Below are 22,848 nucleotides of genomic sequence, written 5' to 3'. Positions count from 1 at the left end.
TATCTGGCAATAAGGGGAGAAACGCAGAATATCTGGTTGTGGAGGAAAGTCCGGGCTGCGTGCCGCCAGATCTGCGGCACACATAATGTACAGCGAAGATTAATGCAGCATCGGTTGGCTGGCTACGGTAGCCGGGTTCTCTTCTTCCTCACCCATAAACAGCAGATCGTTCGCCCTGGCTTCCAGGATCACCATCGAGATCTGTTCTTCGCCCTGTTGCATAAAGTGGGCAAACTGCTCATGGGCCACGCCCACGGCAATGCTCAAAGACTGGCAAACGATCAGCTTTGGCAAATTATCGTCTTGAATATCAACAAAGGCCTTGATGGTCAGCGAACTGGCATTGATTTGACTGAGATCGGCCACCAGCGGGATCAGTGCGGTTGGCTTCACTTCGGCCAACGCGGAAAACAGGATCACATTATCCACCAGATCGAGCTTGGCATCGAATACGCCGTCAAAGTTTTGCATGTGCGGCAGGTGTAACGCCTGGCAAGAGTCACATTCAAAAAACGAGATCCCCAACTGATCCAACCAACGTCGTAATAACGCCAAATCGGGGACGATGAGTGAATCCATAAATTACCAGCCTCACAGGGTTCAATGACATGAAAAGGCGCATAGCTTACGGAATATTCAATCGAGATGCCACGATCAAAGCCGCTTAATTCACTAATACGGTAACATCGCACAACATATCCGCACCTGCTATCCCCCGTATACGCTTGGCGTGACAGAGGAAAAACGCCATTTATCACCCGCCAGATTTCAGACGAAAGCCAGGCCGGGCTCGTTGCTCAATGTACTCGATCATCATGCCTGCAATATCCAACCCGGTGGTGGTTTCAACGCCTTCCAACCCCGGTGACGCATTCACCTCCATCACCAGCGGGCCACGATCGGCACGGAGGATATCAACCCCGGCAACATCCAATCCCAGCGTCTCCACGGCCTTGATCGCCGTAGCGCGTTCCTTGCCGGTAATATGCACTCTTCGAGCGGTGCCGCCACGGTGCAGGTTCGACCGAAACTCCCCAGGCTTTGCCTGGCGTTCAATCGCGGCTACTACCCTGCCGCCAACGACCAGGCAGCGAATGTCACAGCCGTTGGCTTCACGGATATACTCCTGCACCAGGATATGGGCGTTCAGACCACGGAAGGCGTCGATCACGCTCTCCGCCGCCTGGCGAGTTTCGGCCAATACCACGCCGATCCCCTGTGTCCCTTCAACCAGCTTCACCACCAGCGGTGCGCCGCCCACCAGCTCAATCAAATCACCGGTATCATCCGGCGAATGCGCAAAGCCGGTAATGGGCAGATCAATCCCCTGGCGCGCCAGCAGTTGCAGCGAACGCAGCTTGTCGCGCGCCCGGGTAATGGCCACCGACTCATTGAGCGGATAGCTGCCGAGCAGTTCAAACTGGCGCAGCACGGCGGTGCCATAAAACGTAATAGCAGAACCAATACGCGGGATCACCGCATCGTAATGTTCCAACTGGCGGCCACGATAATGAATGCTCGGTGCCGCCGGGTTGATATTCATATAACAAGACTGCGGATCGATAACATCGATACGGTGCCCACGCTGCTCTGCAGCCTCACGCAGTCTTTTACATGAGTACAGCGAACCATCGCGTGAAAGAATGGCAATTTTCACTCGTCACCCCTAAAGGCGTTGATCACCTGCATTGGCAGGCATTCCCCATAGCCGCGTTTAGTCTCGCGGTCCCTGGTCTTGTTTATCTTTCGGCGGGGTACGCCGATCGTTCTGCGGCGGCTGGCCACCGCGCAGTAGCGGGCTGAGCCCTTGCACTACGCGCCAGACCAAAAATGCGGCTGCAGGAACCATCATGAAAACGCCGAGAAAGATCATGCCAACCGCCGCCGGTTGCGAAGCCAGCATTCCCGGCAAACGGACGTAGTCATGAATACTCAGATAAGAGAGTATCAACAGCACCATGCCCAATCCTTCAAGCACCAGCACAGAACGCGGTAAGTCACCGAATGAACGCATATTTTTTTCTCCAGACTCGCTGTGTCCAGTGTAGTAAATTCGCCATCGCTGCAACAGCTCTAGTTGATTAATCGGTTCTATAAATCAGACCAAGAGGCAGATCCTGCTTTTTTTTAGCCCAGCCAACGGGCATAGTAAGCGCCATGACGTGAGTGATTGCGCAACTGAAGTCTTTTTATGACGGAAGGAATGTCGTTACAATAACGGTTAATTATTAATAACAGACTAGGAGTGTTACATGTTTGCTGTAATCTTCGGGCGTCCGGGCTGTCCTTACTGTGTCCGTGCTAAAGAGCTGGCAGAGAAATTGACTGAAGAGCGTGACGATTTCAACTTCCGTTATGTTGATATCCACGCCGAAGGCATCACCAAGGCCGATTTGGAAAAAACCGTGGGTAAACCGGTAGAAACCGTCCCGCAGATTTTCCTCGATCAGACCCATATTGGCGGCTGCACCGATTTTGAAGCCTACGCCAAAGAAAACCTGAACCTGTTCCAGTAAGCTTCAAGCTCGAACAAAAAAGGCCACCGAACGCAGGTGGCCTTTTTTACGATTAGGGTTTTTGCCGCCGATAGAACTGTTGCAACGCATGCAACACCATGCGCATTAATAAATACAACATCCCACCCAACACACACCAGAATACGGCGCTGACCGCATAAGCCAACTCCTGCCAAAAAGAATGGCCGGGGGTCAACCAAAAGTGGCGAATGAGTAAACACAGCGGTACCGCACACAGTGCGCCAAGCAAGGGACACAGAATACGCTGCTTGCTCGACAAATAGCTGGCGATAAAACCGGGAATGATAAACAACAGCAGGCCGGTTTCACCATGATGCTCGGATTCGGTCACGCCGACGGCACCGCTCTTCAGGCCCAGAAAAACCAGGCTAAACAGTAGAAAACAGCTAAAAATGCCCACCCAGTATCGATAACTTACCATCCACCTCTCCCCTCCATACCCGAAAATGACGGATATCGCGATGTGACCGCTGACTACATCGTAAAACACAGCCTATCGCACAGACCCTGCGACACACAGCCGAAATCGACAGCGCTGGCTGAACTTTTTCCTTGGTCAAAAAGGGTTAAATACGTATGCCGACACAGCTTTATGCTGGCTGTCATACGTGATAGCGACTAGAATAAGCGCCGCCATTCGATGGTTCGGATCGCCTTCCGATGGTTGGTTGTTATCTAAGCTTTATCCATATACTCTATGGCTGAATCTAACTCTTATAGTGTTCTTTATCAAGAACTTACTGGTAAACAATAAGTTATCCCCCGTGAACATAAACGTCGCAAGTTTGTTAAACGGTAACTACATCCTGTTACTGTTTGTGGTACTCGCCCTGGGGCTCTGCCTCGGAAAGGTTCGTCTTGGCTCCGTTCAACTCGGTAATTCCATTGGCGTTTTAGTGGTCTCGCTGCTGCTTGGCCAGCAGCACTTTGCCATTAACACCGAAGCGTTAAGCCTCGGTTTCATGCTGTTTATTTTTTGCGTCGGCGTTGAAGCGGGCCCCAATTTCTTTTCGATTTTTTTCCGCGACGGCAAAAACTACTTCATGCTGGCGCTGGTGATGGTCGGTTCAGCGATGGTGATCGCCATCGGCCTGGGTAAGCTGTTCCACTGGGATATCGGCCTTACCGCCGGTATGCTCGCCGGTTCGATGACCTCCACACCGGTGTTGGTGGGTGCAGGCGATACGCTGCGTAATACCATCACCAGCGGCCCGGCACTGCTTGCAGCCCAAGACCATCTGAGCCTGGGCTACGCCCTGACCTACCTGATTGGCCTGGTCAGCCTGATTTTCGGCGCTCGTTATCTGCCAAAACTGCAGCATCAGGATCTCTCTACCTCTGCCCAACAAATCGCCCGTGAGCGCGGCCTGGATACCGATAGCCAGCGCAAGGTTTATTTGCCGGTGATCCGCGCCTATCGCGTTGGCCAGGAACTGGTCGCCTGGGCAGACGGCAAGAACCTGCGCGAGCTCGGTATTTACCGCCAAACCGGTTGCTACATCGAACGAATTCGCCGCAACGGCATTCTGGCCAACCCGGACGGAGATGCGGTGTTACAGGTCGGGGATGAAATCTCACTGGTCGGCTACCCTGATGCTCACGCACGCCTGGACCCAAGCTTCCGTAACGGTAAGGAAGTCTTCGACCGGGATCTCTTGGATATGCGCATCGTGACCGAAGAGATCGTGGTCAAAAACAGCAATGCGGTAGGCAAGCGCCTGAGCCAGTTGAAGCTGACCGATCATGGCTGCTTCCTCAACCGCGTGATCCGCAGCCAGATTGAAATGCCAATCGATGACAGCATCGTGTTGAACAAAGGCGATGTGCTGCAGGTTAGCGGCGATGCCCGCCGGGTAAAAAGCGTGGCAGAGAAGATCGGCTTTATCTCCATTCATAGCCAGGTTACCGATCTGCTGGCCTTCTGCGCCTTCTTTATCATCGGCCTGCTGATCGGCCAGATCACCATTCAGTTCACCAGCAGCTTCTCCTTTGGTATCGGCAACGCCGCAGGGCTATTGATGTCCGGCATCATGCTGGGCTTCCTGCGAGCCAACCACCCGACCTTTGGTTATATCCCTCAAGGCGCGTTGAATATGGTGAAAGAGTTCGGCCTGATGGTGTTTATGGCCGGTGTGGGCCTGAGCGCAGGAGCAGGTATCGGCAATACCCTTGGCGCAGTAGGTGGGCAGATGCTGATCGCAGGCTTGATCGTCAGCCTGGTACCGGTGGTGATCTGCTTCCTGTTCGGAGCCTACATCCTACGCATGAACCGTGCCCTGCTGTTTGGCGCCATTATGGGGGCACGTACCTGCGCCCCGGCGATGGAAATCATTAGCGACACTGCTCGTAGTAATATTCCAGCATTAGGATATGCAGGCACCTACGCCATCGCTAACGTGTTGTTAACCTTGGCAGGCTCGCTTATCGTGGTTATCTGGCCAGGTATAATGGGGTAGCAAGGCGGTCTGAGAAGTGGCGCTACGGCGAAATATTTTTTTATTTTTCTGGCAACGGGTAGAACTTTTCGATCGGGACACAGTCTGAATTAGTGCCACTGCTTTTCTTTGATGTCCCCATTTTGTGGAGCCCGTTAGTCCCGCCTTTTTAGGTTCAAGATTAGCGGGTTTTTTGTTGCCTGAAATTTACGCCTGACCTTCCCCCATTGATTTACACATCGCGATGTTAGTAGTGAGCCGCTGGAGGTCACCTGGATGCTAGCTAGCACGATCCATGAGATTTGGTGCCCCAAATAAGCGGGGAGAAAGTTCAAATGGCTCCAGCCCGAAGGGAGTGTGCGCCCAAGCCGGTGCTACGCGTTATCGCGCTTGAACGTAGAGCTATCCGCCTTGATTACTGGCTTCCGGGACTGCGACAGTGCCACGGTCAATTGAGGGACACAGCCTAAAATTCGCCGCCACTCACACTCTGATGTAAATTAACGGCCTTATTTGATGTTCTGAAGAATGCTTTTCGGTACCCAACCAATATCTTGATCCGAGAGTCGCTGGCACCACACCCAGCCATTCAAGAATTTTATCGCCAGCAACTCATCACCTTCATTAACATCAAGTTCTTTGGCCGTATAATCATCTTTCGCTATACCATGGCCAGGTTTGTTGCTTCGTTCTATGAGTTGTTCTGGAACCCATCCACCGGAGTGATTAGGTATTGTACAGAAATACCAATTGTCCCAGCCTTCATCGCCCTCATACATATCCTCTATAATAAGCGGAGTTCCACTTGCGAACGTTATAGGATCTGGATACTCACTTCGATGTTGGCCAGTTGCGATAAATTTCATGTTAGTCCTCATAAATACCACCTTCCTTCCTCCGATACTTACAATTATCTGTATGTATATACAGTTTGCAACTATTAATTTTCATTGCACAGCTGATCATTCGAAGCTTTCCCAACCCTTAAAAACCATTAACCAATTGATATATAGATAAATTTTAATTTATATCCACGCAACTCCGAATGTTGGGGGGACGACTCTGGGTTACATTCTTTTCCAGGCCGACCACCTCCGCTACACCGGCCTGTAAATCTTTCAATTCATGCATCAGCAAGCATCAACATTTCACCCGGTTTATATTGATGCTGATTGTGCAGATTACATAGATGATGTGATACGCTCAGGTACGCCTTATACTCAGCCCTGTCGGTACGACACATTAATGCCGATCAGCACCTTTACACCAGCAGCATATTTCTCACGGAATAAAGTATCCTGACAGAAATTAACGCATTTTTAAAGTAATACAATATAAAACCCCGAATACAGAAGTGCGTGAAAGCTGGAGGAGACGTCTGCTTCAAATAACGTTATCCGCAATATCATATTTTACACTAACAAAATTTAACCTATCGAGGTTATTGACAACACTATTCTTTTAATGACAACGTAGTGATACATTGGGGTATTGTCGCTCTAAAAAGGGAGTCTGACATCAGTTATAAATATCATTTACATCATGGAGGTGAGCATGGAAAACCAACACAATAACAGCACCAAAAATAAAACACCGTACTTTGGCAGTTTAATGATCTATATGTACCACTTCACAATCCCGAAATGATTTATAGGATTGCATCATGAAAATGAGTTTCTTAGGTTACCTTTTTCTGTTTTTAACCAGCTCCTTTTTTTGTGGGCACTTAAGTGCAGCTAGCACAGGCACGCTTACGGTGAAGTTTGGTCAGACAACGGAAGATATGTTCAAAGCGACTCACCCGGAAGCGGTAAATGTAGGGGTTAACAGCGAACTGGGGGGGAATATCTATAAAGAAACACCCGATAATAATAAGGATAAGCGAAGCGATATCGTTTTTGAAAGTACTAAAGATGTTTTTGTCTTATTTGATAAAAATAAGAACTTAACCGCATTACACTTACAACTTAAAACCGATCAGTTTAGCGTTATCAGTGCAATTCTAGCCAAGAAATATACCACCGCCGTAAAGAAAACCTCGTTTATCGGCAGTGATTATATGGAGCTATACAATGGCGGCGTTTCTATTTACTTGATGGATCCTTTCTTCTTCTCAAATACGTCAATCTTCTTTATAAGAACCGATGTGAGAAATGAAATCCTAAAAAAAATCCCCACTAACCTGATTGAAGATGAGGTCAAGGTTCTAAACTATCTTGTGGAGAAAAGCTTTCCATCAATAGAGTAAACAAATAAATGCCCTGCTATTATGCTGAAAATCACCATAACATAATAGCGGGCCGAGTTATAATCAGCATCCAATCGCCAAGAAAGCTAAAAAAATAATAATATATGTTGGAACTGGGGTATGGCGATGGAGGGTTGTTGAAACAGTTCCGCAGTGATTCGGCCTCTATAACCATGGCCGAATCACTGCTCTGGCCTAATTATTGTGATGCTATACATACTCAACGCCACTCAGATCCAACACTCCCCCATCAATGTTTTTCGATCGGCACCACCAGCATATCAACCGCAATATGGTTGATCGTGCGACGCGTACTGGATACCAAACGGCTCCACATATCGTGGTGGTGACCAAAAATCACCAAATCAATCCCCTTCTCACGGATGGCATTGTTCAGCGCTTCACTGAGTTCACCACGGCCAATGATCACTTCACTGATGGGGTACTCCGCCTGCTGCTGGATAGCGTTAAGCATATTCTTCACTCGTTCGGAGAAGGTCTTATCGGTATAATTGAACTCACCACTACCAAACTCGCTGTAGTGGTTAGCTTGCTCATCGATATAAATCAACGACAGTTTGGCCTGCAGTGAGCCTGCCAACTCGCAACCTTTACGTACCAGCAGTTCGGCATCTTCACTCAGATCGGTTGCAATAACAATATGTTGATAAGTCATATTGTCGACCCTCCGTATTACCTAATACCCAGCCTGATAACCTACCTATTAATTCTAGTCTATCCTGTGAGTGGTTGCTTATCCTCTTGTCATTCTACTGCTGGAACAATCCATCTCGGCATCAGGCACTACTGCAAAATTTTTAGGCAGCGCCCCAACGTTGTGAGCCCACTGCGGTCTCGGTTAGCCGATTCACCTCTATCTCCCCTGCCCCATCTTCCATTACAAAAAAGTTCAGAAAATAAAGAAAATATAAGATGGTGTGATATACCCGGGAACTCCTTATACTCGGCCCTGTCGATAAGAAAAATCACCTGACCTCCAACGACCACCCCTTTCCCCTCCCATTCGACGCTTACTCTCAGATTAATCCAAATTTAGGCTTAATCATTTACCCATGATTGGCCCTGAGTGCCGGAAACGCCACGCGCCATCATCAGGATAACGCAATGTCAATTTCTCCCTCTGCCCGGGTCGCAAGCAACAGCTTGATTGAACCGGGGGCGATTATCGGTGCGCGCGTCAGCATTGGCCCTTTCTGCATCATTGCAGCTGGCGTCGAGATTGGTGATGACACGGTAATAGCCTCTCATGTAAGCATTAACGGCCTCACCCGGATTGGCTGCAATAACGTTATCGGGCAGTTTTCCATCATCGGCGAAGTAAATCAGGATTTGAAATATGCAGGTGAAGCTACGGACGTGGTGATCGGCGACAGAAACAGGATCGGCAAGAATGCGACCATTCATCGCGGCACCACTCAAGGCTATCGGCGAACAACCATCGGCAATGACAACCTGTTCTTAAACAACGTCCACATTGGCCATGATTGCATTGTCGGCAATACTACGGTTATCGGTGATAACTCGGGGCTGGCCGGGCATGTTGAGCTGGATGATTTTGTGCAGATCGGCAATATGTGCGCGATACATCAGTTTTGTCTGCTGGGTGCCCATGCGCATATCGCCCATCAGTCCGGCGTGGTGCAGGATGTTCCACCTTTTGTCAGTGCCAGTGGCAACCACGCGGCCCCCATCGGTGTTAACGAATCAGCGGCAGCTTTCCAATCACTGAGCGAGCAGCAACAGCAGGTGATCCAAACCCTGTATAACATGCTTTATCACAATGCGTTGGCGATCAGTGAGGTTAAACAGGAAGTGCAGCGCTTGAGCGAAACCTATCCGCTACTGCAATGGTATACTTCTTTCTTCTCACGCTCGGCGCGCGGTATTATCCGCTAGGCTCTGCCATTGAATATTCAGATGAGCGCCGCATGCGGCGCCCCTTCATGGCGTAGTCTACAGTCGTTTATTTAGTTACCGCACGGCCAGTATTTTCGCTGGCAGACCAGATGCGATAGCGCACCTCGACGTCCTTCGGCACGTAAACCACGATCGGCAAGCGGCTGTTATAGCGCTGCATCGCGGCATCCCCCAGATTAGCGGCAACGAACTCCTGACGCTTGGTATTATCCGGGCAAGCCATCATGGTAGAGGCCGGAGCCGAGAGCTTCGGCAGTACAAAATAGTCGTAACCCCAACCGGCCAGCGTTTTGCTCTCCAGATTGCCGCCCATCATGTGGCGGTTGCAATCCACTTCCAGCGTTTGGCCAATCAGCAGCTCAACCTTGAAGTTATCTTCATTCTCCTGCTTGGGTAAATAAATGACCTGCCGGCTCATACCCGGCTCCGCTTTCGGGAACGGTGCTACTTTTTCCAACGGCTGCATATTGAGATCGTCAGTACTTGCGGTGGTTGCAGCAACGGCGCTGACAGACGCAGCCATCAGCAGACTGGTCACTACCATAGAAAGCTTGTTCATTTTTTATCCTTACAATTCATAACTTAAATACCCAACTACGCTAGCATACTTTACGCCGTTAAATTATAGGTCAAATCTGGATATCACCCTCAGACCCCTTGCCATCTATTAAGGTTTTCTTAAGACGGGATGATTACAGTAGCCTGATCCATTACCGCCTGTGAGCCTTCGTGTGAACCCAGCAAACGCCAAACAATCGTCATTAAATCAATCCTCAACGGCTAGCCAAATTCAGACTGACGCCCTTTACTCCTTGCCCGCATCCTTTTACCGTTGGCAAGCCTTTGGGCTGTTGGTGACTGCACTGTTGTTTATCTGGCTGTCACGCAATGAACAGCTGGATTGGGCGGTCAGTCATTATTGGTATGACGCCGCCAGCCAGCGTTTTCCGTGGCAGAACAACTACTGGCTGGATCTGATCAACCATCGGTTGTTAAAGATTTCGGTGATCGCCGGAGCGGTACTGACGCTGCTTTGGGGAATTTATCGCCGTAACGCAAGGCTGATCGTCGCCATGCTGTTGATCGGCATTGGGCCGTTGGTGGTGGGGATCCTGAAGGCCACCAGCGCACACTCATGCCCTTGGGATCTGATGGAGTACGGTGGCAAAGCGATGTCATTTCCACTGTTTGGCACCACGCCAGCGTTTTCGGGGCCTGGCCGTTGCTTCCCCGGTGGCCACGCTTCCAGCGGCTTCGCCGTGATGGCGCTGTTCTTTCTGTTTTATCCGCAACGCCCGCGCCTGGCTTACTGGTGCTGGCTGGGCGGCATCACGCTTGGCATGCTGATGGGCTTTGGCCAGATCATGCGGGGCGCACATTTTCTTTCCCATAACCTGTGGGCCGGGTGGTGGGTTTGGTTCAGCCAGTTGGCTGTTTATTGGTGTATCAGCGGCTATTTTCGCCGTAAGACGAGGTAATACTTAATGGAGCAGTTGAACTATCTTCTTTTCGCCTGGATCGATGCCACCCCGGCCAGCCCGGAATGGTTGATCGACCTTGCCACCTTCATCGCGCGGGATCTGATCGCCATTATCCCCCTGCTGATTGTCGGCCTGTGGTTCTGGGGGGCACATAGCCAACTGGCAGCACAGCGAGAAGTGGTAGCCAAAACGACCATTGCCTTGTTATTTGCCATGAGCGCTTCGGCAGCTATCGGCGCGCTGTTACCCCATGAGCGCCCGTTTGTCACCGGTATCGGCTATACCTTCCTGGCGCATGCACCAGACAGTTCTTTCCCTAGCAATCATGGCACTGCCATCTTCACCTTTGCCCTGGCCTTCCTGTGCTGGCATCGTATCTGGTCAGGTATTTTGCTGATGGTCGCGGCCGTCGCCATTGCCTGGTCCCGCGTATTCCTTGGTGTGCACTGGCCACTGGATATGGTGGGCGGTTTCCTGCTGGGTGGTGTGGGGTGTCTGTTTGCCCAATTGGTGTGGAATCTGTTTGGTGATGCCATCGCCCAACGTCTGACGCGCCTGTACCATTTCCTGTTTGCCTTCCCGATCCGTAAAGGATGGGTCAAGGAGTAATACCTGCCCGCGGGGGCTTGCCCCCGCCAGCTATAGCATACCGGTCGTCACGCGGAACTCCCGCATCTCCCCCGCTTTCAACATCACTGCCATTGGTATCGCTGCAACCTCTGGGCTGCAACTGGCCGGCTGGACAAACGCCGTCGCCCGCGAGTTGGCTCGTGGCCGCTGTAAGACGGCATAGCTGAATTGGCGGGTGGCAAAACGGGTTACATACCTTCTGCCGCATGGCGCCAGCATAAAGAACTCGGCCTGATCGACATACAGCGAGAGGTCGTCAGAGCAAATGACCCGTAGTGGATTATCACGGATATTGAGCGCACAGCCCGGCAGATTTTGGCGGAAAACGGCACCCTCTTCACAGGCATAGTTCATATGGCACATATAACTCAATGGCTGGGCCTGCTCGGCCAGGTTGTTGATCACCATTTCAATACTGAACTGTGTGCTGTTGGCGGCTAGCTTAACGGCAGGTTGGATGCGGCAAGGGCCATCGGCAGTGCTGGCTCGTACAGCGATCGCTTCCTCTTCTACCTCCAGCCAGACATCAATCACCGCACCATAATTAGCTGGCAAGCCTTGGTGAGAGGCAAAACAGCCACGGGCATCATTACGTCGAGGCTGCGATCGGCTGGCTTTTGCTTTGAGAGACTGGCCGTCAAACACCGCATCCCAAATCATCAAATCCTGGTAGGGCAACAACGTTAAGGTACCCCGCTGGTTTTGCAGCGCTAACGCAGCGATATCACCAGGAAACATAAACGCGGTCACCGTAAAACCAGCGCCGCAATACACTTCATTCGGCTGTGTGCCGAACAATCCAGGGCTCAGATTAATGATCGTCTTCATTTTCTTTCCTCAGGGGCAGTCGTTGCACCGTGAACGAATTGGTCAAGGTGTAATTTATGTTATTTAAATAACATTTACCAGCGCATTCTGTGGCAGATGGTGCTCATCAATTCCGCTTATGACTCAAAAATTAGTGTTAATACAGCTACCAATCGCGATGTGACAATGTTAGGATTATAACATCACTAACATCCAAAAGCGTTATTACACCCACTGAGGAATTACCATGACTACTGAACAGATTGATTACGCTCGCTATATCGACCATACCCTGCTGGCTATGGACACCACGGAAAGCCAGATCAACCAACTGTGCGAAGAAGCGCGTCAGCATAATTTCTATGCCGTTTGCGTTAACTCGGGTTATGTCCCGTTGGCCGCTCACCTGTTGCAGGAAAGCAACGTTAAAGTATGCTCGGTTATCGGCTTCCCTCTGGGGGCTGGTTTGACCGTCTCCAAGGCTTTCGAAGCCAAAGCTGCCATTGCCGCTGGCGCCCAGGAAATCGACATGGTGATCAACGTCGGTTGGCTGAAAAGCGGCCTGAATGACGAAGTGAAGGCCGATATCGCCGCGGTGCGTGAAGTTTGCGCGGCTATCCCGTTGAAGGTAATATTGGAAACCTGTCTGCTCAGCGATGAAGAAATCGTTGTGGTTTGTGAAATGTGTCGTGAACTGGATGTCGCTTTCGTTAAAACCTCTACCGGTTTCAGCACTGGCGGCGCTCGTGAAGACCACGTCAAACTGATGCGTGCTACCGTAGGCAGCGAGATGGGCGTCAAAGCCTCTGGCGCAGTGCGCGATCGCGCTACCGCTGGGAAAATGATTGCCGCTGGTGCAACACGTATTGGCACCAGCTCGGGCGTTGCGATCGTTTCTGGCGATGCGGCGGCCACCGGTAGCTACTGATTTTCGCTAGCTCTATCTAGGTATAGCGACATCTAATGCGGGGTTGTGCCCTCAGTGCGAACTGGGTCTGCACTTCTCCGCATTATTGTGTTGGAGCGAACGAAAGAAACTTTTGGCTCCTTTATCCCTTTCGGCCACACTTGAGAAACTTGGGGTATAAACCTGTAGGAAAAACTGATGGAAACCCGGCGCGACGAACGTATCAACCGGCTAGTTCAGGCTCTAAAGCGTTCTGACAAGATCCACTTAAAAGAAGCAGCCGCACTGCTCGGCGTCTCGGAAATGACCATCCGGCGCGATCTCAGTGCCGAACCTGCGGCGGTGGTCCTGCTTGGGGGTTATGTCGTAGCCGATCCGCGTATCAACGGAGTCACCAATTATTTTGTCTCCGATCAGAAAGCCAAGCAGGTGGCGGAAAAGCGCCGTATTGGCATGTTGGCGGCACCGCTGGTCAACGAAAACGACACGGTGTTCTTTGACTGTGGCACCACCACCCCGGCCATTATCGACGCCATTGCCGATGAACTCCCCTTTACCGCCATCTGCCACTCACTCAACACCTTTCTGGCGCTGCAGGACAAGCCCAACTGCAAGGTGATCCTGTGCGGCGGCGAATTCAAACCGAGCAACTACATTTTCACCGCTGTTGGCCAACATAACGAGTTGGACCACATCTGCCCTAACGTGGCCTTTATCTCCGCGGCAGGCATCACTCTGCAGCATGGCGCAACCTGCTTCAATCTTGATGAACTGGCGATGAAACACAAAGCGTTGGACAAGGCGCAGCAAAAAATCCTGGTCGCCGACCACAGCAAATTTGCCCAAACCAAGCCTGCCTGCATCGGGCCGCTGGCATTGTTCGACAAAGTCATCACCGATCGCCAGCCTGACCCTGAATTCATCGACTTTTTCAACCAACACGCGGTCACTTTGCGTTTCTGATCTTGGCCTCACTGCCGATTTTATGCCGTGTCCCTGGTGTTACCTGAGGGACGCGGTTGCCAATTTCTCGTTAAACTCAGGCTTTTTTTTAAACAATTAAACTTAAAATATTCCTATTGGCCGATAATTACAGGTTAATGGATTGCAACAACTTGCCAGCGTTATTATTCTGCGCAGAACATTATTGCAGTAATTTGCATCAAATCTTCCCCGGATAAAATGGCTCCTTACCTCCACCAGCCTCATTATGCTGCCTTTTGTTTAAAAATTATCAGCTATTTTTAATCAAATTATCAGAATTTATCCTTATTCATATGATGATTAAAATCGTCTTATTACGGCCATCCGTTTCCAGCCATATCGACAATCAAAATCATTAAATAAGTTTAAAAACAATAAGATAAGATTTTCCCCTACAATAACCAAACGTGATCTATATCACTAAAACAGCTAAATCCAGCTTTTTAGCTAGATCCAATCCATCACATAAAATATATTGCTCGCCCTGCCACGCAAGACAGGTTTTTATCTGGATAAACATTACTCAAACCGGATAAAGACTGTGGATATAGTGAGAGCGGTTGCAGCATGATGTTTCGCACAAACGCGCAACATTTGCATGAAAATTTACAATAAAAGCCTTTAGCCGCACACATCACGCATTTGGGAGCAAGATCACGGTTGTTTCTGCTGTAAATCGTTATCTTGCCGCCAACAAAATCGGTGGGCAGTTGCTCCTCCGACAGAAACATCGGCGTTGACCCCGTTAACAGCAGAAACCATTTGGACAGGTTAGCAACATCATTAGCCTGATAAACAATTCAGAGGCGCAATTCAACCTCTAGTTGTAACAACTGATTTTACCACTGGCGGGATAGCAACTTATTTCACCAGCGGATTTTAAACTTAAGTTTTTCTTTTTATTTTAAATTATCGTGTTCACCTCGGAGATATTTATGGACACTACACAGACCGGCACTATCGCCTCTGCAGCCTCAGGTTCCAGCACGGCCTGGCGTAAATCAGACACCATGTGGATGTTGGGCCTCTACGGCACCGCCATCGGCGCTGGCGTCTTGTTCTTGCCAATCAACGCCGGTATCGGTGGATTGATCCCGCTGATCATCATGGCCATCATCGCCTTCCCGATGACCTTCTTTGCCCACCGTGGCCTATGCCGTTTCGTTTTGTCCGGCAAAAACCCAGGTGAAGACATCACCGAAGTGGTAGAAGAACACTTTGGTATCAGCGCAGGTAAACTGATCACCCTGCTCTACTTCTTCGCCATTTACCCAATCCTGCTGGTTTATAGCGTTGCGATCACCAACACCGTGGACAGCTTCATCACCCACCAGTTGGGTATGGCCTCGCCACCACGCGCCATCCTGTCGCTGATCCTGATCGTTGGCCTGATGGGCATCGTGCGTTTCGGTGAGCAGGCGATCGTGAAAACCATGAGTATCCTGGTATTCCCGTTTGTTGGGGTGCTGATGCTGCTGGCGCTTTATCTGATCCCTAACTGGAGCAGTGCCATCTTCGAAAACGTCTCACTGGCCGGTTCTGGCGGCAGCCTGGGCCACGGCCTGGTGATCACCCTGTGGCTGGCAATCCCGGTTATGGTGTTCTCGTTCAACCACTCACCGATTATCTCCGCCTTTGCTGTAGCAAAACGCGAAGAGTACGGCGTGGACGCTGAGAAGAAATGTTCCCGCATCCTGGGCTACGCACACATCATGATGGTGCTGACCGTGATGTTCTTTGTTTTCAGCTGCGTGCTGAGCCTGTCCCCGGCGGATCTGGCCGAAGCCAAAGCGCAAAACATCTCCATCCTGTCTTACCTGGCTAACCACTTTAACAACCCGGTTATCGAGTACATCGCACCAGTCATCGCCTTTATCGCCATCACCAAATCCTTCCTGGGCCACTACCTCGGCGCTCGTGAAGGCTTTAACGGCATGATTGCCAAATCGATGAGAAGCCGTGGCAAGACCATCACCACCCACAAGCTGAACCGCATCACTGCCATCTTCATGCTGGTGACCACCTGGATCGTTGCCACGCTGAACCCAAGCATTCTGGGCATGATCGAGAACCTGGGTGGCCCAATCATCGCGATGCTGCTGTTCCTGATGCCGATGTATGCGATCCGTAAAGTGCCTGCCATGCGCAAGTACAGCGGCCATATCAGCAACGTATTTGTGGTCGTGATGGGCCTGATTGCCATCTCTGCCATACTGTACACACTGTTCGGTTAATAGCGCTCAGCCGGTGCCTTATGGCACCGGCTATCTCGAATCTCCCCTCCTACCCCGCCGCGAACTCAAGCATGACCCATATGCCCCCTAAACGGCAGGCTGAGGGAATTAACTTCAAGAAGGAAGCGAGACTATGGTCAGCGTTTTCGATATTTTCAAAATTGGCATCGGCCCTTCCAGTTCCCACACCGTCGGCCCGATGAAAGCCGGTAAACAGTTTATTGATGATTTGCAGGCTGCCGGGCAACTCCACGATACAACGCGGGTGGCGGTTGACGTCTACGGCTCACTGTCACTGACGGGTAAAGGGCACCATACCGACATCGCGATTATTATGGGCCTGGCGGGTAATCTGCCCCATGATGTGGACATCGACAGCATCGCCGGCTTTATTCGTGATGTAGAACAGCGTGGCCGCCTGTTGTTGGCAAAGGGTGAGCACGAGGTCGATTTTCCACAGCTTGGTGGCATGAACTTCCATAGCACTAACCTGCCGCTGCACGAAAACGGCATGTCGATCAGCGCCTATGCTGGCGATCGGTTACTGCACAGCAAAACCTATTACTCCATCGGCGGCGGATTTATCGTTGATGAAGAAAACTTCGGCCAATCGGCCAACAATAGCGTCGCGATCCCCTACCCTTATCGCTCCGCACTGGATTTGCAGCAGCACTGTAAAGATACCGGGCTTTCGCTTTCCGGGTTGGTGATGCAGAACGAACTGGCATTACGCAGCAAAGAAGAGATCGAAGCGCATTTTGCCGACGTCTGGCAGGTGATGCGTGCAGGTATCGAACGCGGTATGAATACCGAAGGGTTGCTCCCTGGCCCAATGAAGGTACAACGCCGTGCCGCCGCCCTGCGCCGCATTCTGGTCACCGGTGACAAGAACAATATCGACCCGATGAACGTAGTAGATTGGATCAATATGTTCGCGTTTGCGGTTAACGAAGAGAACGCTGCGGGTGGCCGGGTGGTGACGGCGCCCACCAACGGGGCCTGCGGTATCATTCCAGCGGTGCTGGCATATTACGACCAGTTTATCCGCCCGGTGAACACCAACTCCTACAGCCGTTACTTCCTGACTGCCGGTGTGATCGGCACGTTGTACAAGATGAATGCTTCAATCTCCGGTGCCGAAGTGGGCTGCCAAGGGGAAGTCGGCGTGGCCTGCTCAATGGCGGCAGCGGGTCTGGCGGAACTGATGGGCGGCAGCCCGGCGCAGGTTTGTATCGCCGCAGAGATTGCCATGGAGCACCATCTGGGGCTGACCTGTGATCCACTGGCCGGACAGGTTCAGGTGCCGTGTATCGAACGTAACGCGATTTCTGCCGTGAAGGCAGTCAACGCCGCCCGTATGGCACTGCGTCGCACCAGCGAGCCGCGTGTGTGCCTGGATAAGGTGATCGAGACCATGTACGAAACCGGCAAGGATATGAACTCCAAATACCGCGAGACATCGCAGGGCGGGTTGGCCATCAAGGTTGTGGCGTGTAATTGATCTAGCAGAAGGGGCCACTGTTGGCCCCTTATCACACAAAGATTAGCCGAAAATACCGCCAAACCACTGGGTCAGCTTCATCATCACAAAGTCCCACATGCGGCTAAAGAAGTTCCCTTCCTTCACTTCCTGCATCACCACCAACGGGTGCTGATCGATAGTTTTGCCATCCAGCTGGAAATCGATGGTGCCCACCACCTGATTTTTCGCCAGCGGCGCTTCCAGCGTCGGTTGGTTAAGCTTGTAGCTGGCCTTCAGGTTTTTCATCTGCCCCTTAGGAATCGTGACGGCGGCATCCTTCGCCACGCCCAGCGGCACCTCACCCACGTCGCCAAACCACACTTTCTGCGTCACAAAGGCTTTATCGGCCTTGATCGGCGTTGCGGTTTCATAGAAGCGGAAGCCCCAGGTCAGCAACTTCTCGCTTTCGCTAAAGCGCACACGGTCGCTCGGAGCCCCTAGCACCACCGAAATCAGGCGCATTGGGCCATCGGTGGCCGAGGCGACCAGGTTATGCCCGGCCCCGCCGGTGTAACCGGTTTTGATACCATCCACGTTCAGGTTGGTGCTCCACAGCAGGCGGTTACGGTTTATCTGGCGGATCTTGTTGAAGGTGAACTCTTTTTCTTTATGCAACGCGTACTCATCCGGCACGTCGCGGATCAGCGCCTGGCTCAGCAACGCCATATCACGTGCGGTGCTGTACTGCCCTTCGGCATCCAGACCATGCACGGTCAGGAAGTGGGTATTTTGCAGGCCGAGGGACTTGCCGTAATTGTTCATCAAGCCAACGAACGAATCCTGGCTACCCGCCACGAAATCCGCCAAGGCGATGCTGGCGTCGTTACCTGACTGGATGACGATGCCTTTATTGAGTTCCGATACCGGCACCTGATCGCCGGGTTTGATAAACATCAAAGAAGAACCACGCAGCACCGGGTTGCCGGTTGCCCAGGCATCTTTGCCCACGGTGACCAGATCGTCCGGTTTGATTTTACCGGCCTTCATCGCCTGGCCAATCACATAGCTGGACATGATTTTAGTCAGGCTCGCGGGATCCAGGCGTGTATCCGCATTGCCTTCTGCCAGGATCTTGCCGCTGTTGTAATCCATCAATACATAGGCTTTCGCATCGACCTGCGGTGCGGCCGGAGCCTCTGCTGCCTGTACGGTAGGCACAATCAACAACATGACACCTACGCTGAGGGCCAATTTACCAAGAGGAGTAGAACGGTTATTTTTCATCATGACGTCGCCAGAGTGTCCATTCAAACCATTGAAATAGCGTTAACTTTCAAACATGTTCACGTTTTCAGCCAACCAGCGAGAGTGGCACCAGGCCGCGCTGCCAACCGCGAAATACCCAGCGGCTCCCATTTGGGCCAACGCGGCACCGAAAGTGCCCTCGTTGTGAGTTTATTAGATTGCTCTTATTTTTGCAGGGTTTAGGCTGATTTTTCTGCATTTTTACATAACTGTACGTTACCGCAGAGAAATTGGCTGCAAATCAGGCTAGCTGCCAGGTTATGCAAACTTTCAACAAACCGTCGCCGCACTGTCATCAAAGTTACTTATGCTCTGCGCATTTCACCGCGGCAACTGGCTAGCCGCCGCGCGTATCCGTTATCCTGTAGCCCGCAGCATTCCTTGCCGGAGAAATATTGATGGATTTAGCCCTGTTCGACCTGGATGAAACCCTGATTGATGATGACAGCGCCAGCCTTTGGGTTCGCTGGCTGGTGGCCGAAGGGTTCGCCCCGGCAGAGTTGGAACGCCAAGAGCAGTTGTTGATGCAATCCTATTATCAAGGCCAGCTGTCGATGGAAGATTATATGCAGGCAACGCTGGTTCCGCTGGCGGGTCTGAGTACCCAGACCGTCGCCGGTTGGGTGCAGCGCTATATTCGCCGGGATATCCTGCCCCGCGTCTACCCCGCGGCACGCGAACGCATGCAATGGCATCGCGAGCGCGGCGACTGCATTCTGGTGATTTCAGCAACCGGTGAACACCTGGTTGCCCCCATCGCCGAGCAACTGGGGGCCGATGGCGCTTTGGCTATCGGTGTCGAAGTGGCAGATGGCCGTTTTACCGGCAAGACCTACGGCACCATGACCTATCAGCAGGGTAAGGTCATCCGCCTGCAACAGTGGCTGCAGCAACACCCTGAACTGCAATTTGCCCATAGCCATGGCTATAGCGACTCCATTAACGATAAAGCCATGCTGGAATACGTCGACAGCGCCACCGTCATTAACCCGAATAGCGATCTTAGTGCGCTGGCAGAACAGCATGGTTGGGAGGTCTGCCACTGGGAACGCTGATTTCAAGGTGACAAAAACGGCTTTGTAGCGTAGGTATGAGGGTTACTTTTATCCGTCGATGAGGAGGTGCTTTGTGCTGACCATTTGGGGCCGTGAAAATTCTAACAACGTCAAAAAAGTGCGCTGGTGTGCCGCAGAGTTAGGGCTGAATTACACCCATATCAACGCCGGTGGTGCCTACGGCAAGGTTAACGAAGAGCCTTACCGTTCGCTTAACCCCAACGGCCTGGTGCCGCTGTTGCAAGATGGGGATTTCGTGTTGTGGGAATCCAATACCATCGTGCGTTATCTGGCGGCCAAATTCGGCCAGACGCCATTCTACCCGCAGGATCTCCAGGCTCGTGCTGCGGCAGAGAAATGGATGGACTGGAACACCTCAACCATCACCGCCCCCTTCCGCAACGTGTTCTGGGGCATGGTTCGCACTCCGCCCGAAAAGCGTGATATGGCCCTGATTGAGGCTGGCATTGCTGAACTGGAGCAACACTTTGCGATCATCGAACGCACATTGGCTGAGCAGCCCTACCTCTCAGGCCAAGAGTTCGGCATCGGCGATATTCCGCTCGGCAGCTTTGTTTACGCCTGGTTTTCCATGCCGATCGAACGCCAACCCAGCCCGCATATGGAACGCTGGTATCAGCGGTTATGCGCACGCCCTGCTTACCAGCACGCGGTGATGATCTCACTCACTTGATTACCAAGGTGTCCCAGATGGGGCACTTATTACAACGCAGGGACGCAAAAGCATGTCATTGTTTTATTTACAGGTACGCAAAAACCATCTGACATTGAAAAGCCTCGATACTCAGAAGACCGCCTCTAGAGTTGGCCCTTTCAGCACTCAACGGCTGCTGGTCGGCCAGTTTTTTATTGCCGAATACTGCCTGTATAATTTGGTACCAGAGTTTTTCCCTGGCTTTCTCAATCAGCTTAAGCGCCGCCATTTACGTCATGACATAGTGATCCATGCAATGGAAATGCTGGAAGGCGGCGTAAGCCAGGTAGAGCAGCGGATCCTGCAGGAAATTACCGTTGCAAGCTTTCCCAAAGGATATCACTCAGTATATGCGGACCCGCATCCTCTGAGTGATGACACGGTAAAACGGATTTTCTCACTGAACTCCGACCAGGTGCTCACCGCCGCCGATCTCAAACTCATCTGACTGGGCGCTAATCGCGCCCAACCCGCAGCAGTTTCCCATTACTGTCATCAGTCAGCAGATAAAGGTAACCATCTGGCCCAACGCGAACGTCGCGAATACGCTCATTGCGATCGCCCAATAGCCGCTCTTCTGCCACTATTTTGTCACCGTCCAGTGTCAAACGGATCAGATCCCGTTGTGCCAACGCGCCAATAAACAGAGAATGCTGCCATTCTGGGAATCGCTGGCTGTCGTAAAAGGCCATTCCGCTGATCCCCGGCGAAACTTTCCAATAATGCAGCGGCTGTTCGGTCCCAGGCACAACCTGGCCCTTAGCCTCAGGGATAGCTAGCCCTGAATAATTAATCCCATAGGTCGCTATTGGCCAGCCATAGTTATTGCCCGGCAGAGGAATATTGATTTCATCACCACCGCGTGGGCCATGCTCATGCTCCCAAATCACCCCACTCCAGGGGTTCAATGCCAATCCTTGTGGATTGCGATGGCCATAAGACCAAATCTCCGGTCGCTTGCCTTGTTGACCAACAAACGGGTTATCGGCAGGTACCTTACCCTCTGCCGTTAGCCGCACAATCTTGCCTTGCAGCTTGTCTGTTTCCTGTGCTGTCGTCCGTTGGTTGTTTTCACCCAAGGTAATAAACAGATAGCCCTGACGATCAAAGGCAAGTTTAGAGCCAAAATGGTTGCCGGTAGACAACTTGGGCTGTTGGCGGAAAATCACGCGAAAATCTTCCAGCTGTTTATTGTCTGCACTCAGGCGCCCATAGCCGACAGCGGTGCCAGCTTTATCGGCATCCCCCGCCTCTGCAAAGCTAAGGTAAACCCGGCGGCTAGTGACAAAATCCGGAGCCAGCACCACGTCTAGTAATCCTCCTTGCCCCTGCGCGTAGACGTCCGGCACACCGGTAATCGGTGAGGAAAGTCCGGCAGACGGCTGCCATAACCGCAAACGACCAGGACGTTCCGTTATCAGGATACCGCTATCGTTCGGCAAGATGGCCAGCGACCAGGGATGCTCAAGCCTGTCCTGTAATTCAGTCACTACCGGTGCCGCATGCAGCAGGCCATTGCCGAACAGCAACCAACCCGCAATCAAAAAAGGCCGCAACATGTCTTCTCCTTAAATTGGTAGAGTCCAATGAGTTTAGCCCAGATGGTAAAGTTCATGCTTTAATCTAAATTTCAATATGTTGCATTTTTCCTTTACTGTGCTTAAGTTAGTTGAACCATCCAGGAGGCACCATGAAAATCACCGTAACAGACGCACTACAGCCAGAAGATACCGAAGAGATTCGCAATCATTTGAAGACTTTTAACCGCCAATTTGTCGGCGATATCCTGAACAAAAACATCGGGGTTTTTGTCCTGGATGATCAGGGTAATAAACTCGCTGGGTTAACCGGCAGCACCGTAGGCAATTGGTTAAGCATCGATCTGTTATGGGTTTCTGAGACATTACGCGGCGAAGGTGTAGGCAGTAAGCTCATCAAGAAAGCAGAACAGCAGGCAATGGCGGATGGCTGCAAATATGCGCGTGTAGATACTTTCAGTTTTCAGGCTCGTCCTTTCTACGAAAAACAAGGTTACCAATTGCAAATGACATTGCACAATGCGCCGGTAGAACATGAACGCTATTTCTTCACCAAAACCCTCACAGACTGA

At 51.5% G+C, this 22,848-nt stretch carries 24 protein-coding genes; 14 read left to right on the top strand and 10 right to left on the bottom strand.

Going from position 1 to position 22,848, the window contains the following annotated elements; genetic code table 11:
• Positions 1-99: 99 nt before the first annotated feature.
• The 3 genes from AC6HVW_RS09240 to AC6HVW_RS09230 form a co-directional block, all read right to left on the bottom strand.
• The gene (locus AC6HVW_RS09240; RefSeq protein ID WP_021804978.1) at positions 100-579 is read right to left on the bottom strand and encodes a type III secretion system chaperone family protein; all 480 of its coding nucleotides are present in this window, start codon (positions 577-579) and stop codon (positions 100-102) included.
• A gap of 175 nt (positions 580-754) precedes the next feature.
• The gene (gene rimK / locus AC6HVW_RS09235) at positions 755-1,657 is read right to left on the bottom strand and encodes a 30S ribosomal protein S6--L-glutamate ligase (RefSeq protein ID WP_071680775.1); all 903 of its coding nucleotides are present in this window, start codon (positions 1,655-1,657) and stop codon (positions 755-757) included.
• A gap of 57 nt (positions 1,658-1,714) precedes the next feature.
• Positions 1,715-2,014 (bottom strand): YbjC family protein, encoded by a 300-nt coding sequence (locus AC6HVW_RS09230; RefSeq protein ID WP_186486624.1) that lies wholly within the window; start codon positions 2,012-2,014, stop codon positions 1,715-1,717.
• Between the two features lie 238 nt (positions 2,015-2,252).
• Here AC6HVW_RS09230 and AC6HVW_RS09225 point away from each other — a divergent pair, with 238 nt between their 5' ends.
• Entirely contained in the window at positions 2,253-2,516 is a 264-nt protein-coding gene (locus tag AC6HVW_RS09225) for a GrxA family glutaredoxin (RefSeq protein WP_071680777.1), read from the top strand.
• A 52-nt stretch (positions 2,517-2,568) separates the two neighbouring features.
• Here the strand turns inward: AC6HVW_RS09225 and AC6HVW_RS09220 are convergent, their stop codons facing one another.
• Complete coding sequence (locus AC6HVW_RS09220) at positions 2,569-2,958, bottom strand: inner membrane protein YbjM (protein WP_071680778.1); 390 nt, start codon at positions 2,956-2,958, stop codon at positions 2,569-2,571.
• Positions 2,959-3,301: 343 nt separating this feature from the next.
• Here AC6HVW_RS09220 and AC6HVW_RS09215 point away from each other — a divergent pair, with 343 nt between their 5' ends.
• Positions 3,302-4,993, top strand: coding sequence for an aspartate:alanine antiporter (locus AC6HVW_RS09215; protein WP_071680847.1), 1,692 nt, complete (start codon positions 3,302-3,304; stop codon positions 4,991-4,993).
• A gap of 488 nt (positions 4,994-5,481) precedes the next feature.
• Here the strand turns inward: AC6HVW_RS09215 and AC6HVW_RS09210 are convergent, their stop codons facing one another.
• Positions 5,482-5,838: an SH3 domain-containing protein gene (locus AC6HVW_RS09210; RefSeq protein ID WP_186486623.1), complete on the bottom strand. Its 357-nt coding sequence runs from the start codon at positions 5,836-5,838 to the stop codon at positions 5,482-5,484.
• Between the two features lie 797 nt (positions 5,839-6,635).
• Here AC6HVW_RS09210 and AC6HVW_RS09205 point away from each other — a divergent pair.
• The gene (locus AC6HVW_RS09205) at positions 6,636-7,220 is read left to right on the top strand and encodes a hypothetical protein (protein WP_071680779.1); all 585 of its coding nucleotides are present in this window, start codon (positions 6,636-6,638) and stop codon (positions 7,218-7,220) included.
• 250 nt (positions 7,221-7,470) lie between these two features.
• Here AC6HVW_RS09205 and AC6HVW_RS09200 read toward each other — a convergent pair whose 3' ends face one another.
• Positions 7,471-7,896 (bottom strand): universal stress protein, encoded by a 426-nt coding sequence (locus AC6HVW_RS09200; protein ID WP_071680780.1) that lies wholly within the window; start codon positions 7,894-7,896, stop codon positions 7,471-7,473.
• A 449-nt stretch (positions 7,897-8,345) separates the two neighbouring features.
• Between AC6HVW_RS09200 and lpxA the strand changes: the two genes are divergently transcribed.
• Positions 8,346-9,137: an acyl-ACP--UDP-N-acetylglucosamine O-acyltransferase gene (gene lpxA / locus AC6HVW_RS09195; protein ID WP_071680781.1), complete on the top strand. Its 792-nt coding sequence runs from the start codon at positions 8,346-8,348 to the stop codon at positions 9,135-9,137.
• A gap of 67 nt (positions 9,138-9,204) precedes the next feature.
• Here the strand turns inward: lpxA and eco are convergent, their stop codons facing one another.
• Entirely contained in the window at positions 9,205-9,717 is a 513-nt protein-coding gene (gene eco / locus AC6HVW_RS09190; RefSeq protein ID WP_071680782.1) for a serine protease inhibitor ecotin, read from the bottom strand.
• A 172-nt stretch (positions 9,718-9,889) separates the two neighbouring features.
• On the opposite strand from eco, the gene AC6HVW_RS09185 reads away from it, so the two are divergent.
• Both AC6HVW_RS09185 and ybjG read left to right on the top strand, forming a co-directional pair.
• Positions 9,890-10,636, top strand: coding sequence for a phosphatase PAP2 family protein (locus tag AC6HVW_RS09185; protein WP_071680783.1), 747 nt, complete (start codon positions 9,890-9,892; stop codon positions 10,634-10,636).
• 6 nt (positions 10,637-10,642) lie between these two features.
• Positions 10,643-11,248, top strand: coding sequence for an undecaprenyl-diphosphate phosphatase (gene ybjG / locus AC6HVW_RS09180; RefSeq protein WP_071680784.1), 606 nt, complete (start codon positions 10,643-10,645; stop codon positions 11,246-11,248).
• A 30-nt stretch (positions 11,249-11,278) separates the two neighbouring features.
• Here ybjG and AC6HVW_RS09175 read toward each other — a convergent pair whose 3' ends face one another.
• A complete protein-coding gene (locus AC6HVW_RS09175) occupies positions 11,279-12,097 on the bottom strand; it encodes an aldose epimerase family protein (RefSeq protein ID WP_071680785.1) in 819 nt (272 codons plus the stop codon).
• Between the two features lie 226 nt (positions 12,098-12,323).
• Here AC6HVW_RS09175 and deoC point away from each other — a divergent pair, with 226 nt between their 5' ends.
• From deoC to AC6HVW_RS09155, 4 genes are all read left to right on the top strand, one after another.
• Positions 12,324-13,004 (top strand): deoxyribose-phosphate aldolase, encoded by a 681-nt coding sequence (gene deoC, locus AC6HVW_RS09170; RefSeq protein ID WP_071680786.1) that lies wholly within the window; start codon positions 12,324-12,326, stop codon positions 13,002-13,004.
• A gap of 177 nt (positions 13,005-13,181) precedes the next feature.
• Positions 13,182-13,946 carry a DNA-binding transcriptional repressor DeoR gene (gene deoR, locus AC6HVW_RS09165; protein WP_065685372.1) on the top strand — a complete coding sequence of 255 codons (765 nt, stop codon included), beginning with the start codon at positions 13,182-13,184 and terminating at the stop codon, positions 13,944-13,946.
• Between the two features lie 956 nt (positions 13,947-14,902).
• Positions 14,903-16,201 carry an HAAAP family serine/threonine permease gene (locus AC6HVW_RS09160; protein WP_021179954.1) on the top strand — a complete coding sequence of 433 codons (1,299 nt, stop codon included), beginning with the start codon at positions 14,903-14,905 and terminating at the stop codon, positions 16,199-16,201.
• 133 nt (positions 16,202-16,334) lie between these two features.
• Complete coding sequence (locus tag AC6HVW_RS09155; protein ID WP_071680787.1) at positions 16,335-17,702, top strand: L-serine ammonia-lyase; 1,368 nt, start codon at positions 16,335-16,337, stop codon at positions 17,700-17,702.
• Positions 17,703-17,744: 42 nt separating this feature from the next.
• Here AC6HVW_RS09155 and AC6HVW_RS09150 read toward each other — a convergent pair whose 3' ends face one another.
• On the bottom strand, positions 17,745-18,950 hold the full coding sequence (locus AC6HVW_RS09150) for a serine hydrolase (RefSeq protein ID WP_071680788.1): 1,206 nt from the start codon (positions 18,948-18,950) through the stop codon (positions 17,745-17,747).
• A gap of 416 nt (positions 18,951-19,366) precedes the next feature.
• On the opposite strand from AC6HVW_RS09150, the gene AC6HVW_RS09145 reads away from it, so the two are divergent.
• The 3 genes from AC6HVW_RS09145 (at position 19,367) to AC6HVW_RS09135 (ending at position 21,186) form a co-directional block, all read left to right on the top strand.
• Positions 19,367-20,023 carry an HAD family hydrolase gene (locus tag AC6HVW_RS09145; protein WP_059200351.1) on the top strand — a complete coding sequence of 219 codons (657 nt, stop codon included), beginning with the start codon at positions 19,367-19,369 and terminating at the stop codon, positions 20,021-20,023.
• Positions 20,024-20,096: 73 nt separating this feature from the next.
• Entirely contained in the window at positions 20,097-20,717 is a 621-nt protein-coding gene (locus tag AC6HVW_RS09140) for a glutathione S-transferase family protein (RefSeq protein ID WP_186486619.1), read from the top strand.
• Positions 20,718-20,769: 52 nt separating this feature from the next.
• Complete coding sequence (locus AC6HVW_RS09135; protein ID WP_021804999.1) at positions 20,770-21,186, top strand: YjaA family stress response protein; 417 nt, start codon at positions 20,770-20,772, stop codon at positions 21,184-21,186.
• A gap of 7 nt (positions 21,187-21,193) precedes the next feature.
• Here the strand turns inward: AC6HVW_RS09135 and AC6HVW_RS09130 are convergent, their stop codons facing one another.
• Entirely contained in the window at positions 21,194-22,297 is a 1,104-nt protein-coding gene (locus AC6HVW_RS09130; protein WP_071680790.1) for a PQQ-dependent sugar dehydrogenase, read from the bottom strand.
• 131 nt (positions 22,298-22,428) lie between these two features.
• On the opposite strand from AC6HVW_RS09130, the gene AC6HVW_RS09125 reads away from it, so the two are divergent.
• Positions 22,429-22,848: a GNAT family N-acetyltransferase gene (locus AC6HVW_RS09125; protein ID WP_059200347.1), complete on the top strand. Its 420-nt coding sequence runs from the start codon at positions 22,429-22,431 to the stop codon at positions 22,846-22,848.

This window comes from Serratia sp. NCCP-200 (genome assembly GCF_059697885.1).
The sequence above is the reverse complement of the archived record's forward strand: the minus strand, read 5'-3'. Positions and strand labels throughout refer to the sequence as shown.

What these genes read in the sequence shown, in the direction of transcription:
- AC6HVW_RS09240 (WP_021804978.1), bottom strand. Translation starts at nt 579, where the DNA reads ATGGATTCACTCATCGTCCCCGATTTGGCGTTATTACGACGTTGGTTG.
- AC6HVW_RS09230 (WP_186486624.1), bottom strand. Translation starts at nt 2,014, where the DNA reads ATGCGTTCATTCGGTGACTTACCGCGTTCTGTGCTGGTGCTTGAAGGA.
- AC6HVW_RS09225 (WP_071680777.1), top strand. Translation starts at nt 2,253, where the DNA reads ATGTTTGCTGTAATCTTCGGGCGTCCGGGCTGTCCTTACTGTGTCCGT.
- AC6HVW_RS09220 (WP_071680778.1), bottom strand. Translation starts at nt 2,958, where the DNA reads ATGGTAAGTTATCGATACTGGGTGGGCATTTTTAGCTGTTTTCTACTG.
- AC6HVW_RS09210 (WP_186486623.1), bottom strand. Translation starts at nt 5,838, where the DNA reads ATGAAATTTATCGCAACTGGCCAACATCGAAGTGAGTATCCAGATCCT.
- AC6HVW_RS09205 (WP_071680779.1), top strand. Translation starts at nt 6,636, where the DNA reads ATGAAAATGAGTTTCTTAGGTTACCTTTTTCTGTTTTTAACCAGCTCC.
- AC6HVW_RS09200 (WP_071680780.1), bottom strand. Translation starts at nt 7,896, where the DNA reads ATGACTTATCAACATATTGTTATTGCAACCGATCTGAGTGAAGATGCC.
- lpxA (WP_071680781.1), top strand. Translation starts at nt 8,346, where the DNA reads ATGTCAATTTCTCCCTCTGCCCGGGTCGCAAGCAACAGCTTGATTGAA.
- eco (WP_071680782.1), bottom strand. Translation starts at nt 9,717, where the DNA reads ATGAACAAGCTTTCTATGGTAGTGACCAGTCTGCTGATGGCTGCGTCT.
- ybjG (WP_071680784.1), top strand. Translation starts at nt 10,643, where the DNA reads ATGGAGCAGTTGAACTATCTTCTTTTCGCCTGGATCGATGCCACCCCG.
- AC6HVW_RS09175 (WP_071680785.1), bottom strand. Translation starts at nt 12,097, where the DNA reads ATGAAGACGATCATTAATCTGAGCCCTGGATTGTTCGGCACACAGCCG.
- deoC (WP_071680786.1), top strand. Translation starts at nt 12,324, where the DNA reads ATGACTACTGAACAGATTGATTACGCTCGCTATATCGACCATACCCTG.
- deoR (WP_065685372.1), top strand. Translation starts at nt 13,182, where the DNA reads ATGGAAACCCGGCGCGACGAACGTATCAACCGGCTAGTTCAGGCTCTA.
- AC6HVW_RS09160 (WP_021179954.1), top strand. Translation starts at nt 14,903, where the DNA reads ATGGACACTACACAGACCGGCACTATCGCCTCTGCAGCCTCAGGTTCC.
- AC6HVW_RS09155 (WP_071680787.1), top strand. Translation starts at nt 16,335, where the DNA reads ATGGTCAGCGTTTTCGATATTTTCAAAATTGGCATCGGCCCTTCCAGT.
- AC6HVW_RS09150 (WP_071680788.1), bottom strand. Translation starts at nt 18,950, where the DNA reads ATGATGAAAAATAACCGTTCTACTCCTCTTGGTAAATTGGCCCTCAGC.
- AC6HVW_RS09145 (WP_059200351.1), top strand. Translation starts at nt 19,367, where the DNA reads ATGGATTTAGCCCTGTTCGACCTGGATGAAACCCTGATTGATGATGAC.
- AC6HVW_RS09135 (WP_021804999.1), top strand. Translation starts at nt 20,770, where the DNA reads ATGTCATTGTTTTATTTACAGGTACGCAAAAACCATCTGACATTGAAA.
- AC6HVW_RS09130 (WP_071680790.1), bottom strand. Translation starts at nt 22,297, where the DNA reads ATGTTGCGGCCTTTTTTGATTGCGGGTTGGTTGCTGTTCGGCAATGGC.
- AC6HVW_RS09125 (WP_059200347.1), top strand. Translation starts at nt 22,429, where the DNA reads ATGAAAATCACCGTAACAGACGCACTACAGCCAGAAGATACCGAAGAG.